Here is a 16,386-nt window from a genome sequence, read left to right on the forward strand (position 1 = left end):
GCGCTCAGGCGGCGTCGTCACCCGGCCGGGAGCCCTCCTCCAGCACCTCGACCGCGTCGCGCAGCACCCGCAGAGCGATCTTCTCGCGCACCGCGTCCGCCGGGTCGTACAGCCACTCGGTGACCGGCCGGCCCATCTCCTCCTCCGGGTGGCCGGCCTCGGCGATGACCTATTCCTGCTCGATCTCGGCGTGGAGCTCGTACAGGAACTCGCGCTCGACGTTCGGGTCGCTCATGTCTCCTCCATGTGATCGGCCGACCAGGTGTCCTCGGGCCGGTTTCATGCACGTACCGTCCAGATGGCGACGGCGACCAGCGCGACGCAGGCGGCCGCGATCACCGCGACCACGCCGGCCACCCCGATCCACGGCGCCGCGAGCGGCGACGACACGACGGCGACGACGCACCCGGCCAGGGCGGTGCGCGGCAGGGCGGAGTGCGCGCCGAGCAGCGCGTGCACCGTCCGGAGCAGCACGAGGTACGCCCCGACCGGGATGGCGACCGCGTAGCCGAGCGCCGTCGGCGAGGCCGCCACCTGCCGCCCGCTCTGCTCCACCGCCACTTCGAGCCCGGCGCCGAGCGCCGCCAGCGCGGCGAAGACGCCGAAGTGCCCGTACCCCCACCAGTACGACCGGTGACGCCGGTCGCTGAGCCCCTCCCCCGCCTCGACCAGGAAGTACAGCCACCACAAGGCGAACAGCAGGACCAGACCCGATCCGGCGATGACGACGAGAGGACCCGCTTCGAGCGCCCCTTCGACCCCCCTGCTCGCGGCCAGGACGCTCTCGCCCAGCAGGATGATCGTGAACAGGCCGTAGCGCTCGGCGATGTGCCGCGGATGCCAGGTGGTCGCCCTGACCCGCTCCGCCCACCACGGCACCGCCAGCTCCAGGACGACCAGGCAGGCGAAGAACGGCAGCCCGAGTGACTCCGGCAGCACGCCCGCCTCCACCAGGGCGAGCCGGAGCAACCAGCCCGCCTCGGCCAGGCTGATGCCCGCGGCGTAGCGCAGCCCCGTACGGCGGCTCGCCGGGTCCTCGAACGCGGCCCTCAGCCACTGGGCGACGAGCCCGGCCCGCATGACGAGGTACCCCAGCGTGATGATCCCCAGGTCGGCCCGGCCGACCGCGGCGGGCACTCCGGCGGCCAGGACCAGCACGCCCGCCATCTGCACCATGGTCAGCAGCCGGTACGGGACGTCGTCGGTGTCGTAGGACGAGGCGAACCAGGTGAAGTTCATCCACGCCCACCAGATCGCGAAGAACACCTGGAGGAACGGGACGATCCCGGCCACCGCGTGACCTTCGGCGATGGCGTGCGCGAACTGCGCCGTGACGGCCGCGACCGCGACCACGAAGGTGAGATCGAAGAGCAGTTCGAGCTGACTCGACGCGCGATGCGGCTCGTCGACGGGCCGCGAGCTCATCCGGACCCTGATCCGGATGCTGGTCCTGGTCGAGGGCACGCGCACGCTCCTGTCGTTCCTGCCGAGTCCGGTTGTCGCCCACTAGGACCGGACAGCCTCGCGATCTGTGACAGACCGCCACGACAGCGTGCGGAAGTCAGCGGGCGGAAGTGAGCGGATGAGGTCAGCGGGCGAGGTCGGCGGCGAGCACCTGTTCCAGCCCGGCGAGGTCGCCGGACCGGGCGGCGGCGACGAACGTCCGTACGAGGCGCCGGTGCGCGATGGCGCTCACCTGGCGGCGTCGCTCGGTGGTGACGTGTTCGCGGGCCCGTCGCAGGAGTTGCCGCGCGTGGTCCTCGCCCAGGTGGAGGGTCTCGGAGATCTGGCGGTAGGGGTAGTCGAAGGCCGTGCGCAGGAGGTAGACGGCTCGTTCGGCGGGCGTCAGCCGCTCCAGCAGCAGCCGGATCGCGGTGTCGACCGCCTCGCGTCGTTCGGCTGCCGTCTCGGGCCCGGCGGAGAGGTCCGCCGTCTCGGGGAGCCAGGGGCCGGCCGAGGTCTCCCGGCGCCTGCGCGCGGACTGGGCCACGTTGAGGGCGAGCCTCGTGGTGGTCAGCGCGAGGAACGCCGGCGGGCTGACGACCACCGACCGATCGGCACGGGCCCAGCGCAGCCAGGTCTCCTGGACCACGTCCTCGGCTTCGCCCGCGTCCTGCAAAACGCGCAGACCGATGGAGAGAAGCCGGGGCGCGGCGCTGACGAACGCCGAGGCGGCTCCGTCCCCTTCCGTGATCGACCGGTCAGGCGTCTGCTCCGCGTGGTCCTCGCGCGACTCCAACAGGCTCATGGTCACGATGTCGGCTCCGTTCAACCCGGGCATCCGGTGATGCCGCTGGGATCACGGTCGCCGCTCGGGCCGCTGCATCGAGCCCCGGGAACCCCGTGGTCCGTACCGTGGCCTGGAGTCACGGGCAAATTGCTGGGCTTGATGGCAGACCGGTAGGTTACGTGTCCGTCTAGGATGTAGCGCCGGTTTCTCCCCGTGGTCGGCGGTCATGGGGCAACACACAGACGATCGTCGGGGGCAGCGCCATGGCAAGCAGAGGTCCCGCATCGCAGCTTCACGGCCGGCAGATCGAGTGCGAGACGCTGGACCAGCTCGTGGCGACGGTGCAGGACGGCCGCAGCTCCGTCCTGGTCCTGCGCGGCGAGGCCGGCATCGGCAAGACGGCGCTGCTGGAGTACGCGCGAGACAGCGCGTCCGGCTGCCGGACGGCCAGGGCGACCGGCGTCGAGTCGGAGATGGAGCTGGCCTTCGGCGGGCTGCACCAGCTGTGCGCCCCGTTCCTGGACCAGCTCGGTCGCCTGCCGGCCCCGCAACGCGACGCGCTCGGGACGGCGTTCGGCCTGAGCGCGGGAACGCCGCCGGACCGCTTCCTCGTCGGGCTCGCGGTGCTCAGCCTGCTCGCCGACGCGGCCGGGAAAGGGCCCCTGGTCTGCCTCGTCGACGACGCGCAATGGCTGGACCAGGTCTCCGCGCAGACCCTCGCCTTCGTCGCGCGACGCCTGCTCGCCGAGCCGATCGGGCTGGTCTTCTCGGTACGCGGACAGCACCTCGAACCGGAGCTGAGAGGGCTGCCCCAGCTCGACGTCGGACGGTTGAGCGACAGCGACGCCCGCGCCCTGCTGGACTCCGTGACCCCTGGACGACTCGACGAGCAGGTCCGGGACCGGATCGTCATCGAGGCGCAGGGAAACCCGCTGGCCCTGCTCGAACTCCCCCGGGGGCTGGCGCCGGCGGAGCTGGCGGGCGGATTCGGACGGCCCGACGCGCGACCGCTGGCCAGCCAGATCGAGCAGGGCTTCCTGCGGCGGGTCCGGTCGCTGCCTGCCGAGACCCAGCGGCTGCTGCTCATCGCGGCGGCCGAGCCGGTCGGCGACGTGACCCTGCTGACTCGCGCGGCGGAGCTACTGGGCGTCGAGGTGGCCGCCGCCGCGTCGCCGGCCGAGGCGGCGGGGCTGATCGCCATCGGCACACGGGTGCGCTTCCATCATCCCCTCATGCGCTCGGCGGCCTACCGCGCCGCGTCCCCGCAGGACCGGCAGGACGTCCACCGCGCGCTGGCCGACGCCACCGACCCCCGAACGGACCCCGATCGCCGGGCCTGGCACCTCGCCAACGCGGCGGCCGGCCCGGACGAGACGGTGGCCGCCGAGCTGGAGCGCTCGGCCGATCGGGCGCAGGCGCGCGGCGGGATCGCCGCGGCGGCCGCGTTCCACGGCCGGGCGGCCGAGCTGACCCCTGATCCCGCCCGCCGCGGCGCCCGGGCGCTGGCCGCCGCACGGGCCAAATACCAGGCCGGCGGGTACGACGCCGCACTCGAACTGCTGGACGCGGCCGAACTCGGCACCCTGAACGAACGCGAGCTCGCCCAGGCCGGCCTGCTGCGCGGCCAGATCGCGTTCGCCTCCAGGAGCGCGGGTTCTGCCTTCCCGCTGCTGCTCAGAGCCGGTGAGCGCCTGGCGCCGCTGGACTCCGGGCTGGCCCGCGAGACCTACCGCGACACGTTGAACGCCGCCATGAACGCGGGCCGGCTGCCGAGCGGCGCCCAGGTGGTGGACATCGCCGAGGCGATGCTCGCCGCGCCGCCGGGGCCGCCGCCGGAGCGCAACGACCTGCTCCTGAACGGCGTGGGCGTGGCCCTCACCGAGGGATACGCCGCCGGCGCGCCGATGGTGCTGCGCGCCCTGGAGGCGTTCCGCGCCGAAAGGGTCTCCAGGGAGGAGGGCCTCGGCTGGCTGCCGTTCGCGTCCCGGATGGCCCACAACGTCTGGGACTTCGACAGCTGGTCCGTGCTCTCCGCGAGGCTGGTCGACCTGGCACGCGGGACCGGAGCGCTGTCCGTGCTGCCCTCGGCACTCCACATGCTCGTCTCGAACAGGGTCCTGGCCGGCGAGCTCGCCCTGGCCGACGCGCTGGTCGCCGAGGCGGTGACGATCGCCGAGGTGACGGGCAGCCGCTACCTGGCCCAGTACGCGACCCTGATCCTCGAAGCGTGGAGAGGACGCGAGGACGCGACACGACAGGTGAGCGCCGCGATCACGCGGGACCCGGCCCTTCAGGGGGAAGGCAAGGTCCTGACCGCCACCCAATGGGCGAACGCGGTGCTCTGCAACGGCCTCGGCCGCTACGAGGAGGCGTACGTCGCCGCCGAGCGGGCCTTCGAGCACCCGCAGGAGCTCGGCGGGACGGCCATCAGGTCCACGATCGAACTGGTCGAGGCCGCCGTCCGGAGCGGAAGGCCGTCCAGGGCCGCCGAAGTCGCCCGGCAGCTCGACGAGATGGCCCGAGCCGGCGGCACCGACTGGGCCCTCGGCACCTCGGCGTGCGTACGGGCCCAGGTGAGCGACGGATCGCACGCCGAGGCCCTGTACGGCGAGGCGATCGAACGGCTCGGCCGCACCGAGGTCCGGACCACGCTCGCCCGCACCCGGCTGCTCTACGGCGAGTGGCTGCGCCGGGAGAACCGCCGCCTCGACGCACGCGAACAACTGGGCCTGGCGTACGAGATGCTCGGCGACATGGGTGCCGAGGCGTTCGCGGAACGCGCCCGGCGCGAGCTCCAGGCCACCGGCGAGACGGTACGCAAGCGCACCGTCGAGACACGCGCCACGCTCACCGCCCAGGAGGCGCAGATCGCGCGCCTGGCCGGCGACGGGCTGACGAACCCCGAGATCGGCGCCCAGCTCTTCATCAGCCCGCACACCGTCGAATGGCACCTGCGCAAGGTCTTCGCCAAGCTCGGCATCACCTCCCGCAAACAGATCCGCACCACCCTGCTCAAGGGCACCACCCTCACAACCTGACGCGCCACGCCGAGCGCCCTGCCCCACTTCGTCGCTGCAGCTCCGCATCCTCGTTCTGATCATCCGCCGAGGACGCTCATGGCGCCGTTGCGATCTCCGTTCCCCGCCATGCCTCGAGCGGGAACGGGGATCGCAGGGACAGAGGCCACGGCGACGGGACGATCCGGCTTTCACCCCTCGACTGCCCGGCTTACCGATCATCCCCGAACCCGAGTTCCCCGCCGGGAGGCGCTCTTGTTGGAGGCGCTGTGTTCGTGGGACAGTTCGCGACGTGGAGGCATATCGCCGATCTGCCTGGTACAGGGCTGGCCGAACGCTCATGCTGATCAGCTTGGGCTGGATCGCTGCGGGCGTCTTCTTCGTCTTCGCCGTGAATGGCGGGCAGGTGTGGCCGAATGCCTACCGGTTCCTGCTGGTCTACGTCGGACTGCAAATCATTGGGATGCTGTGTGCATACATCGGCCGGACGCGGTACCGGGCGTGGTCGGAGCCTGTCGGCCGCTCATCGGGAAGCAGAGTGGCCGACGCTGATCCGATGGATGCCGAAGGCGCCACGTAGCGGAAAGGGCCTGTGCCGGAGCGGCGGGGCGGCGCCCGGGTCGGCGGTTCGAGGGGTACGACGCGTGTGGTGGCCGGCGTGGCGGCCCGATGCTGCTGCCGCCCTGGACCGGCCGCACGTTCGACTCCTGCGATCGATGGCTCTAGGCCCCGCCCCGACTACTTACAGATGGCGCGAGGAATGACGAATCAACGTGCTGCACGCGGTCGGCCCTGGTCAGGTCTTGGCCTGATTCTGCTGGCAGGCGTGCTGCTGGCCGCTCTGGCCTGGGTGGTGGTCGACGGGCGTGAGAGCGCCAGGATCGCCACCGCCAGGGACCTGGCCCTGCAAGGGGTGAGGCTGCGTGATGTCGATGACCTGGCCGCGCGGCTCGTGGGCGCGGCCGCGATCGAGTTGCACGCCGATGCCGGTACGCGGGCCGCGCTGACCGGCACGTTGCTCTCCGGACGTCAGGGCGATCTGCCGGGCGGGAGCGACGTGCGGGACCTCGCGCTGTCGGCGGACGGGCGGATCGCGCTGTCGGCGGACGCGCACGAGCGCGTCGTCCGGTGGGAGCTGGCGCCTCAGGGGCTTCCCGGGCGCGGCCTGCTGGTGACCGCGTCGAGCACGTTGCAGGATCGCCTGGACGCCTCCGCGGTGGCGCTCACCGCTGATGGCCGCACCGGCCTGATCGGTGGTCGCGACGGTTCGGTGCGCGTGTGGGAGATGAGCGGTCATTCCCGCTCGCGCACGGTCGTGGCGGGTGATGGCGTGCGGCCGGTGAGCGCGGTGGCGCTGTCGCGGGACGGCGGGAGGGCCGTGGCGGGCTTCGACGGCGGCGGGGTCGTCTTCTGGGACGCGGCCGGCGGGCAGATCCGGCGACCGTCGGCGGTGCACGCGTCGGCGGTGTCGTCGGCGGGGTTGAGCGCCGACGGGCGCAGGGCGTTGACGGTCAGCGAGGACAAGGCGGTGGTGTGGGACCTGGCCGACCCGGCGCGTCCGGTTCAGGCGGGGGTGCTGACCCGGCCGGGTGGACCGTGGGGTGCGGGTGCGCTGAGCGCCGATGGGCGTACGGCGGTGACGGGGAATCAGGTGTGGGACGTGGGCGATCCGGGCAGGCCACGGCGGCTGGCGACGTTGCCAGGGGTGCGGAGCCTGGTGATCGGCGTGGCGTTGACGTCCGACGGGAGTGGCGCCGTGACGGGCGAGGACGGCGGCAGGGTCGGTTGGTGGGGGCTGCGTGACCGGGTGCGTCCGGTGCTGCTGGCCGATCTGCCCGGGGCGCCGGGCCCGGTGGGCGCGGTGGCGTTGAGCGCCGACGGCGGGGTGGCCATGAGCGCGGCGGCCGGGTGGGGGGTGAGGTCGTGGCTGGTCGGCGGGATCAGCGGTGATCCTCTGCGTGACGTCTGCGCCGACTCGGCCTTACGTGCTCTCCGGGTGACACCGGAGACGTGGGCGAAGATCGCCGGTGGCGTGGGCTGGCCGGATGGACTCGGCGATCCAGGCCCCCACAACCCATGTCCTGCGCTCTGATCACGAGGAAACACCGAAACGCGAGTAGTCAGGGCGTGCTGGAAGGGAGCGTAGGGGCTCCATTTCTTGAGGGGTGTCTCCGGCGGGAACGACTGTGGAATGCCGCCACAGCGCTCGGCGTGAGCGTGACGGTGAGGGGCTGTGGTGACGGCACAACCTTGCATCTGCCGGTGATTACGTCCGCCCTGGTCATGACCCTACGAGGGCTCGCGTGGCGTGCGCGAGTTCCGGCCACCTTGGAGAATGCGTGCGGCAAGATGGTCGGCCGTATTCCTTCGCCTCGCCTACCTGACCATCACCAACACATTCGCCGCCCCCATGCGCACTCGGGTCAAGGACGCGGAGATTCGCGCCCGAAGACCGGACCTTTCTTGCCGCTCTCCTGACCTCGCTGCCCCGCGAGGCCCTACACCGGTTACGGCTCCTCGTCCGACCGGACACCATCCTGCGCTGGCACCGCGATCTGATGAAACAGCGTCATGCCGGTACCTGCCGACCGAAGCAGCCCGGTGATCTTGCCGCAGCTCTGCCGGTCTCGACCTAGTCAGCTGGCCGCCAACGTTTCTGACATCAGGGCAGTGCGCCACTGCCCGGGTCCATTCCGCGCTGTCAGCCACCGGGCGAGGGCAGCTTCCAGACGTTCCCGTTGCACACCCGGCCCTGATAGAGATACTGCCGGCCGCTGTCCGACGTCGCGGTGAACCGGTCGTCTCACGAATGCTCGCAGTAACCCGCGGGAAGCGCAGTGGCCCTCATGCGACCGGGCGGCAAGGTGGCGTAGATGGCGTCGGCGGACAGAGTGAGCAGAATCAGAAGTCCCGCCGCTGCCCGCCCACGTACCGGCTCGCTCATTCGAGTGACCTCCTTTTGACGGCCCGGCAGGAACACCACGCGCTCCTGCCGGGCGGCGCGCACGGTGCTTCGGGGGTAGAGAAGGCGGTGACCGGCACATCGATGAATAGTGTTTGTCAGGGACGTGGTACGCGTCCAGCAACTGGCCTTCACAGCGCTGATCCTGACCGTGTAGGCGATGGAGACCTCGCCGCGGTCTTTCATCGATCTGCTGCGTCCCGAATCCCCAGGGAGTCAGAGACGCGGGCGTGTCCGCGCCGGGTCTCCCAAACTCCGCGGCGGGCTGTGACCCTGCTGATCGGCTCGGACTCGTTCGACGACGGCAGGGTCCGCTCCGTCATCGGCCACCTCGTCCGCGACCTGCGCTGACCCCGTCAGCACGACAACGACTGCAGTGACCCGGCGATCCGGTGCCCGGCCCAGCGCTTGATCTTGCGCAGCGCCTCCAGCCGGCTCGCCGCCCGGTCGAGCCGGTAGTACAGCCGCGGCGGCATGTACGACAGCAGCGGCGAGTGCCGCTGGCCGAGCAGCGCGAACATCTCCGCAGGCTCCAGGCGCAGGTAGCGCGGCAGGTCCTCGTAGAACCGCGCGCTGTAGCGGGCGGCGCTCTGGACCGGCAACAGCGCGGCTCTGCGCTCCCGCGCGTAGGCCGCGAGCGCGGGCTCCAGGGCGGGGTGGCGCTCGATCGCGCCGGCCAGCGCGATGGCGTCCTCGATGGCGAGCGTGGTCCCGGCGCCGATGGAGTAGTGCGTGGTGTGCGCGGCATCGCCGAGCAGGACGAGGTTGCCGCGGTGCCAGGAGCGGTTCGTCACGGTCTGGAAGCGCAGCCACCGCGCGACGCCCTGCCCGCGCCCGATGAGCCGATGCCCGTCGAGCAGGTCGACGAACAGCTTTTCCAGCAGCTCCAGGTTGCCCGCCTCGTCGGCGCGGTCGAGCCCGAGCCCGCGCCACGTGACGGGCGCGCACTCGATCACGCAGGTGCTGCGCTCGTCGTCGAAGGGGTAGCCGTAGCACCAGATCCAGCCGTGCTCGGTCTCCACGAAGGCGAAGGTGAAGGCGTCGAAGACCCTGGTGGTCCCGAGCCAGATGTAGGTGTTGCCGCCAGTGGCGATCTGGGTGCCGAAGTCGTGGCGGCCGCGCAGCGGGCTGCTCACCCCGTCGGCGGCCACCACCAGGTCGGCGTCCGGGACCTCGCCGAGGATCTCGCACCCGAACTCCACCCGCACGCCGAGTGCGATCGCCCGGTCGGCCAGGATGCCGAGCAGCCGGTGGCGGCCGATGCCGAAGCCCTCGTCGCCGCGGTGCGTGGTGGTGCGGCCGCCGACGAGGGCGATCCCGTCATTCCACCGCACGGACGCCTCGCCGATGGCGCGGGCCGACTCCGGATCGCTCGCGTACAGCCGGTCGAGCAGGCTGCCCCAGTACGTCACGCCCCAGCCGTATGTCGAACCTGCCGGATCGCGCTCGAAAACCGATATGTCACACGAAGGATCGCGCAGCTTCATCAGGATCGCGAAATAAAGGCCAGCGGGTCCGCCACCGACACAAATCACTTTCTGCACTTCATTTGGCACAGAGTAGTTATACGCGCACAGTAAGCTACCGCGCGCGATACGCCACGCCGGATCCGCTGAGGGTCGTAGCAGCGCAGACCACGTTGAGCCGCAGCGTGGACCGCGTACGCGAGTGCCAGGCAACACGTCGATGACCAGGTGAGCAATCGCCGATACCGCCACCCGTTCTCGTAAGTGATTTCGCCTGGCGTCGAGACCTCGAACAATGGCAGAGCTCGGGCCGGCCATCTGGAGAAAGAGGACGCCTCAGTTGGCGGTGCTCAGAGGTCGCGCGGACTGGTGATGGATCCGTCAGAGCTCGCGTACCGGCCTGAGTGCTGTGAGGGGACGGTCGCCGGCAGCGTCACAACAGCCACGGGAAGGGGCCGCGGAGGATGTCCACGACGCGAGCGGCGACGGCCTCGGCGTGAGGTGGCGTGCCGCGGCCGGCCAGCCCCCGGGTCAGGTGCATGTGGAGGGACTGCAACGTGGCGAAGGTGTTGAACGCCCACGGCGGCACGGGTCCCGGTTCGGCGCCGGCGAAGGCGTGGGCCACGGTGTCCAGCCAGTCGGTGGCCTCGTCCACGGACGGAGAGGAGGCGAAGAGGATGGTCGTGATGGCGCGGGCGAGTCGCGCGTCCTCCAGTTGGACGTAGCGGTGGCGAGCCGCCTTGGCCGTCATTCGGCGGGCGCACAGGTCCAGCAATGTGCTGCCGCGCCAGGGCAGGATGGAGGCGAAGGCGGCAGCTGCATCGGCGCCGTGGGCGACGGCGTGGAGCCAACCGAGGGTGTCGTCCCAGCCGCGAGTGTCGACCTCGGCGGGAAACCATGCGGCGAACGCGTCGCACCAGCGGTCGGTGGTCTCCTCGGCCACGATTCCCGGCGCGGCCCTGACGCGGTCCAGAATGCGGGCGAGCGCCAGCGCGGCGAAGGAACGGGCCTGGATGTCGGGGTGGGTGAAATGCGTGGCCGAGGTGTCTCCGATGTCCAGGAGCACCTCGTCCAGGTACCCCTCGTCGGTCCAACGGGCGAGCGCGGTGTAGGCATGGTCGTCACGGACCGCAGGATCCGGTGACACGAGCATGGCGGAGAGTTCGTCCGCGAGGAGGCGGACCGCTACATGGCCGGGAAAGGGGAAACCCGCGGCTGCGACCGATGGCCAATCGACGTGGGTGGATGGCATTACGGGATGCTACATCAGCCGTCAGCGCCGTCGCCGCGGCAGAGTTGTAGACGCTGATCTGTCGAAGGACGTTGAGCTGTTGATGCTCTGTCACGAGCACGGCGATCATCGTCCGGTTGCGTCCACGGGAGTGGTGTACGAGTTTGACCTGGTCACAAGCGTGGCGGCCGTGAAATGGTGACGGCCATCGCGTGATCCTTCGAAGGCGCAAACCAAGATCGAAGGAGACCACGTGATGGCCGCGGACAACAGTGTGACGCCCGAGCAGTGGCTGGCGAAGCAGATCCAGACCGGTGACCCCGACTTGTTGCGATCCATGGTGAAGACCATGGCCGAGACGTTGCTGTCGGCCGAGGCCGACAGCCTGTGCGGTGCCGGGTACGGCGAGCGCGGCGACGAGCGGACCAACCGGCGTAACGGCTACCGCACCCGCGAGTGGGACACCCGCGCAGGATCGATCGAGCTGGCCATCCCCAAGCTGCGGTCAGGCTCCTACTTCCCGGACTGGCTGCTTGAGCGGCGCCGCCGGGCCGAGCAGGCGCTGATCAGCGTGGTCGCCACGTCGTACCTGCTCGGCGTCTCGACCCGCCGGGTGGACAAGCTGATCGAGCAGCTCGGCATCAAGCACATCTCCAAGAGCCAGGTCAGCCAGATGGCCAAGACACTGGATGAGCAGGTAGAAGCGTTCCGGACCCGGGCGCTGGATGCCCGCCCCTACACCTTCGTCTGGCTGGACGCCCTGACCCAGAAGGTGCGCGAGGGCGGCCGGATCATCAACGTGCACGTCCTGGTCGCGACCGGGGTCAACGCTGACGGCCGGCGTGAGATCCTCGACCTGGAGGTCACCTCGGCCGAGGACGGCGCGGGCTGGCTGGCGTTCCTGCGCGGCCTGGTCGCCCGCGGCCTGTCCGGTGTGCAACTGGTCATCTCCGACCTTCGACCAACCCGACGCCGCCTCGGTGCGTTCAAGCACGCCTGGGTGGTGCAGACGCTGGAGGCCAAGCAGCCGGCCGCCGCCGAGCATCTCGACGCCGCCCGGGAGGATCTGATCGCCTTCGCCGCCTTCCCGCGCGAGATCTGGCCGCAGATCTGGTCCAACAACCCGCAAGAGCGGTTGAACAAGGAGATCCGCCGCCGCACCGACGTGGTCGGGATCTTCCCCGACCGGCCATCGATCATCCGGCTGGTCGGCGCGGTGCTGGCCGAGCAGACCGATGAGTGGGTCGAAGCCCGCCGCTACATGGGCCTGGACGTCCTGGCCAAGGCCCGCGTCCGGGTGATCTGCGGCGACATACCAGCACAGAACCCGCTCCCACAGACACTTACCGCTTAACCTGCAAAAACAGGATCACGCGAAGATCGATTCATACACCACGCCCGTGGACGTGACCCAACGTGACAGCGCAGAAGTGGACCTTCACCCACAGGCAACGGCCCGCCTAAGAGCGCCACCAGTTGCCGGGTAGTGGCCCTAGATAGGGAGACCGTGCAGGTGCTGGCCCGGCACCGCGAGCGCCAAGAGGAACTGCGCGCGACAGTGGGTGCAGACTGGCAGGACTCTGGGTACGTGTTCACCACCGCGGATGGTGCGCCGCTGCGGCCGGACTATCTCACCGGCCGGTTCCGCCGGGTAGTGGCCGCCTCCGGGCTGCAACCGGTCCGGCTGCACGATCTGCGCCATGGCGACGCCACGCTGACGCTGGCCGCGCATACCGACCTGAAGGTGGTACAGGCCATGCTGGGGCACGCCAGCATCGTGCTCACCGCCGACACCTACGTCTTGGTGCTACCGGACGTGGCCCACGAAGCAGCCCGCGAGACAGCCCAGCTGGTGCTGAACGCGGCGTCCGCACTGGGGCGACAGCTCGGCAGCTGACTCAGGATTGCCTCACATTTGCCTGGGGCCGCCAACAGACGCGCCAGCGCCTGGAGTTTCCGCAGGTAGAGAAGCGCCCTGCAGGATTCGAACCTGCGACCGTCGGATTAGAAGCCCTGTGTCATTGAGTGACAATTTGTGCCGCCTGCGCGCGCTTTGCGTGCCCGGCAGTGCCGAGCCCTGACGGGGCGTGTCGGGGCGGGCGAGCACGAAGCGAGCACGGCGGACCCTCTACCTGATCGTCAGATCGTGACTCCGCGACGCTTCCCGTACCTCAAACACGCCACCCCTATACGTGGCAACGGCCCCCGTGCTCGGCGCGTGCTCCAACGCCCCTGTCAACGACGGCCGAAAATGGCCGTTCTGACGCCCGCGTACTCCAGGAGCATCTGACTAACTACAACGGACACCAGCCGCACCAGTAGCGACAACAACGGCCCCTTGAAACATCGCAACGCGTTTCGCCCGACGCGTGACCGACCTCGATGACCGTGCTCCATCCGGCGAGGCCCCGTCGCCATGGACACAACCAACGAACGTTTCTACGCCACTTGACCGCAGCCCGGGCCGCGTAACTCGCTATTCGAACGGCACACGTTCGGCGTGATCCCATGTTCCCCATCGCCTCCCAATCCCTTTGAGGATCAAGGTCGGCGAGCAAGCGTACTGGACGGATACAGAGAGTGGCCGGGAGCCGAAGCCTTCGACTGATCAGGAAGTCGACATTTCCCTTCCCGATCTTGTGTTCGGATAAGGAGAATGTAAAGATCCACTTGCCCCTTCCTTCGCGATCATCGAGGCGAATTTGAACGCATCACAGCGATCACGCTCGAATCAATCTCGATTACTCAAAGTGGCCGTATCGTTGACGCTTACCGCGTCACTCATGACCACCGAGCCGGCCGCCGCCGAACCGTTTCCCCCGGTGAGCCCTTCGGCCGCAGCCACCACGCCGCTTTCCCCGCTCGACTCGGCCAAGGCGGAGGCGAAGAAGACCGGCCGCCAGACCGAGGTTCCCAGCCTCCACACTGAGAGCTCGACCACCTACGCCAACAGCGACGGCAAAACTCTCACCACCGAGTTCTTCACCGTTCCTATCCGCGTCAAACAGGGCGACAAATGGCGGCCGGTCGACACCACGCTGGTGAACGACAACGGCGCCATCAGGCCCCGTGCCACCAAGGCCGGTCTTATGCTCTCCACCGGTGGAGGCGCCGACCTGCTCACAGCGATCAGACAGCGCGACGGATCAGCGATCAAGATCTCCGCTCCCGGGAAACTGGCCGCGCCGAAGATCGACGGCAACAGGGCCGTATACCCGGACGCCTACGGCCAGGGCGTCGATCTCGCCGTCATCGCGACGCCGACCGGGTTCCGGCAGGAGGTGGCCGTGCGGCAGCGGCCGGTGAGCCCGCTGAAGCTCCAAATCCCCGTCCAACTGCCCAAGGGAGCATTTTTCGAAAAGACTTCCTCGGGGAAGCTGGCCCTGCGCGACACCGCCGCACAGGCCGAACGCCGCACGACCGAGATCCCGGCTCCCCTGCTGGTAGACGCCAGTGCAAACGTCAGCGTCGGCGAGGAAGGGCTCGTCGGCGAGGTGACACCCTCGGTCGAGAAGAGCGCGGCAGGCCAGGTGCTCATCTACCGGCCCGACGCGAAGTTCCTCGCCGATCCCAAGGTCACTTACCCGGTCAGGTTCGTCGTGGCTGACTCCGACTGGACCGAACTGCCGGTCGGCAACGACACCTTCATCAACAACTCCTCCTACCAGAACGGCTACGCCAACAGCGGCGCCTACCACCTGCAGGCAGGCAAGACCAACGAAGGCACCGTGCGCTGGCGCACCTACATACGTTTCGAGGACATCCCGGAAGATTCGCCGCTGCGCGGCGGACGCGTGACCAATGCCGACCTCAAACTCTGGAACATCGCGTCCAACGACTGCGGGAAAACGGTCGGATCCGGCATCACTGCCCGCCGGATCACCCAGCGGTGGGACGTGTCCACACTCACGTGGAGCAACCAGCCGACAGTGACACCCTCAGGCGCCAACACCGAATACGGCGCCTACCTCCCCGGCTGCGATCGCGGCTACATGGACTACGAGTGGGACCTCTACCACTACGTCAACAGCATCGCGCAGGAGTGGGCCAACGGCGAGCCCAACTACGGCTTCCAGCTCACCGCCGGCAACGAGTCCGACTACACCAACTGGCGAGCGTACCGCTCGCATGAGTACGGCGAGGACGGCACTGGCGCTCACGGCCCCAAGCTCATCATCGGCTACGAACCGGCTCAGACACGGATCGCCACCCTATGGGGGCTTGAACGGGACGCGTCCGACGACCAGATCTTCGCGGCGATCGACCAGGCAACGGGCACCCAGGAAGCGCCTCCCGAGACGATGACGCCGGCTCAGGCGAGAGCCGCCACCGAGGTCACGGAGGGATACACCGAGACCATCTCGGAAAAGATGTTCATCCCCGACGGGATGACTCCTGAAGAGCTCAAAACAGCACTCGACCCGGACGCGGCTCCCGGGCTGCCACCGGGTGACACGTCACCAGCAGCCATCACCCAGACGGAGCCCGCCCGCTCGCAGACCGACGTGGCCGTCAGCTCCCCGATCAAGGCGTCCTTCAGCGAGCCGGTCCGGGCCGCGAAGGTGACGCTCAAGGACCCACAGGGCAACGACGTTGCAGGCGTCCTGGACATGGAGCCCGGTGACCAGCGCCTCATCTTCACCCCGGCTCAATCCCTGGCCGTGAGCACTGTCTACACCGCGACCGTCAGCAACGCGACCGACGCCTCCGACAGCGTCATGTCGCCCTACACCTGGTCCTTCACGACCGCAGGACCTGACACGACCCCGCCCGCGGTGATCGCGACGAGCCCCTCGCCGGAAGCGACGAACGTGCCCGTGAACAGCACGATCAGCGTGACTTTCGGGGAGCCCGCATCTGGCACCGAGATCAAGGTCTCAGATCCAGCAGGCGCCCCTGCCGGGGGAAGTCTCACCCCGGACACCGCCCGCAAGACGTGGACGTTCAAGCCCGCAACTCCTTTGCCGGCCGAGACAGTCGTGACCGTCGACGTGAGCGCTGCGAAGGACGACACCGGCAACCAGATGGCGCCGTACTCGTGGAGCTTCACCACGGCGCAGCCCGACACAACCGCGCCGACAGTCACCCTGACCGACCCTCTTGGCAACGCCACGGACGTCGAGCTGGGTGCTCCGCTCCAGGCGACCTTTAGTGAACCCGTCTCCGACGCGCAGCTCACCTTGAAGGACAGCGCTGCGACCCCGGTCGACGGCACGCTCGAGGTGATCTCGCCGACCGTCGTCCGCTTCATCCCTGCGCAGGCACTGGCTGCGGAGAAGCGGTATGCCGCCGAGGCGAGCGGCGCCAAGGACGCCGCAGGCAACATGATGGCAAGCCACTCGTGGTCCTTCACCACCAAGGCCGAAGAGCCACCACCTGGATCTCCGGAGGTGAGCCTGGCCTATGTGAGTCCGACCAGCGACGACGAAGGCCAGGTCACAAGCAAACTGACCCCGGTCTTCTACATCCGGCACACCGAC

General features: G+C 69.3%; 11 protein-coding genes. 6 read left to right on the forward strand and 5 right to left on the reverse strand.

Annotated features, from left to right (window positions below; genetic code table 11):
• Positions 1-4 precede the first annotated feature (4 nt).
• The 3 genes from ACIBQ8_RS47150 to ACIBQ8_RS47160 form a co-directional block, all read right to left on the reverse strand.
• Positions 5-136 (reverse strand): hypothetical protein, encoded by a 132-nt coding sequence (locus tag ACIBQ8_RS47150; RefSeq protein ID WP_397195421.1) that lies wholly within the window; start codon positions 134-136, stop codon positions 5-7.
• 143 nt (positions 137-279) lie between these two features.
• On the reverse strand, positions 280-1,464 hold the full coding sequence (locus ACIBQ8_RS47155; protein ID WP_397171983.1) for a low temperature requirement protein A: 1,185 nt from the start codon (positions 1,462-1,464) through the stop codon (positions 280-282).
• A 124-nt stretch (positions 1,465-1,588) separates the two neighbouring features.
• A complete protein-coding gene (locus ACIBQ8_RS47160; protein ID WP_397195486.1) occupies positions 1,589-2,248 on the reverse strand; it encodes a sigma-70 family RNA polymerase sigma factor in 660 nt (219 codons plus the stop codon).
• A gap of 245 nt (positions 2,249-2,493) precedes the next feature.
• Between ACIBQ8_RS47160 and ACIBQ8_RS47165 the strand changes: the two genes are divergently transcribed.
• The 3 genes from ACIBQ8_RS47165 (at position 2,494) to ACIBQ8_RS47175 (ending at position 7,339) form a co-directional block, all read left to right on the forward strand.
• Positions 2,494-5,268 carry an AAA family ATPase gene (locus tag ACIBQ8_RS47165; RefSeq protein ID WP_397195422.1) on the forward strand — a complete coding sequence of 925 codons (2,775 nt, stop codon included), beginning with the start codon at positions 2,494-2,496 and terminating at the stop codon, positions 5,266-5,268.
• 319 nt (positions 5,269-5,587) lie between these two features.
• Positions 5,588-5,827, forward strand: a complete 240-nt coding sequence (locus tag ACIBQ8_RS47170; RefSeq protein WP_397195423.1) for a hypothetical protein — start codon at positions 5,588-5,590, stop codon at positions 5,825-5,827.
• A gap of 246 nt (positions 5,828-6,073) precedes the next feature.
• A complete protein-coding gene (locus tag ACIBQ8_RS47175) occupies positions 6,074-7,339 on the forward strand; it encodes a WD40 repeat domain-containing protein (protein ID WP_397195424.1) in 1,266 nt (421 codons plus the stop codon).
• A gap of 1,226 nt (positions 7,340-8,565) precedes the next feature.
• Here ACIBQ8_RS47175 and ACIBQ8_RS47180 read toward each other — a convergent pair.
• Together ACIBQ8_RS47180 and ACIBQ8_RS47185 are read right to left on the reverse strand one after the other, a co-directional pair.
• Positions 8,566-9,621 (reverse strand): FAD-dependent monooxygenase, encoded by a 1,056-nt coding sequence (locus ACIBQ8_RS47180; RefSeq protein WP_397171997.1) that lies wholly within the window; start codon positions 9,619-9,621, stop codon positions 8,566-8,568.
• Between the two features lie 487 nt (positions 9,622-10,108).
• A complete protein-coding gene (locus tag ACIBQ8_RS47185; protein WP_397195425.1) occupies positions 10,109-10,927 on the reverse strand; it encodes a DUF2785 domain-containing protein in 819 nt (272 codons plus the stop codon).
• Positions 10,928-11,162: 235 nt separating this feature from the next.
• Between ACIBQ8_RS47185 and ACIBQ8_RS47190 the strand changes: the two genes are divergently transcribed.
• The 3 genes from ACIBQ8_RS47190 to ACIBQ8_RS47200 all read left to right on the forward strand — a co-directional run.
• Entirely contained in the window at positions 11,163-12,260 is a 1,098-nt protein-coding gene (locus ACIBQ8_RS47190; RefSeq protein ID WP_397195426.1) for an IS256 family transposase, read from the forward strand.
• 132 nt (positions 12,261-12,392) lie between these two features.
• Positions 12,393-12,803, forward strand: a complete 411-nt coding sequence (locus ACIBQ8_RS47195; protein WP_397195427.1) for a tyrosine-type recombinase/integrase — start codon at positions 12,393-12,395, stop codon at positions 12,801-12,803.
• 886 nt (positions 12,804-13,689) lie between these two features.
• The coding region (locus ACIBQ8_RS47200; protein ID WP_397195428.1) for an Ig-like domain-containing protein at positions 13,690-16,386 on the forward strand (2,697 nt) is incomplete at its 3' end.

This window comes from Nonomuraea sp. NPDC049646, from assembly GCF_044465525.1.
Lineage (GTDB): Bacteria > Actinomycetota > Actinomycetes > Streptosporangiales > Streptosporangiaceae > Nonomuraea.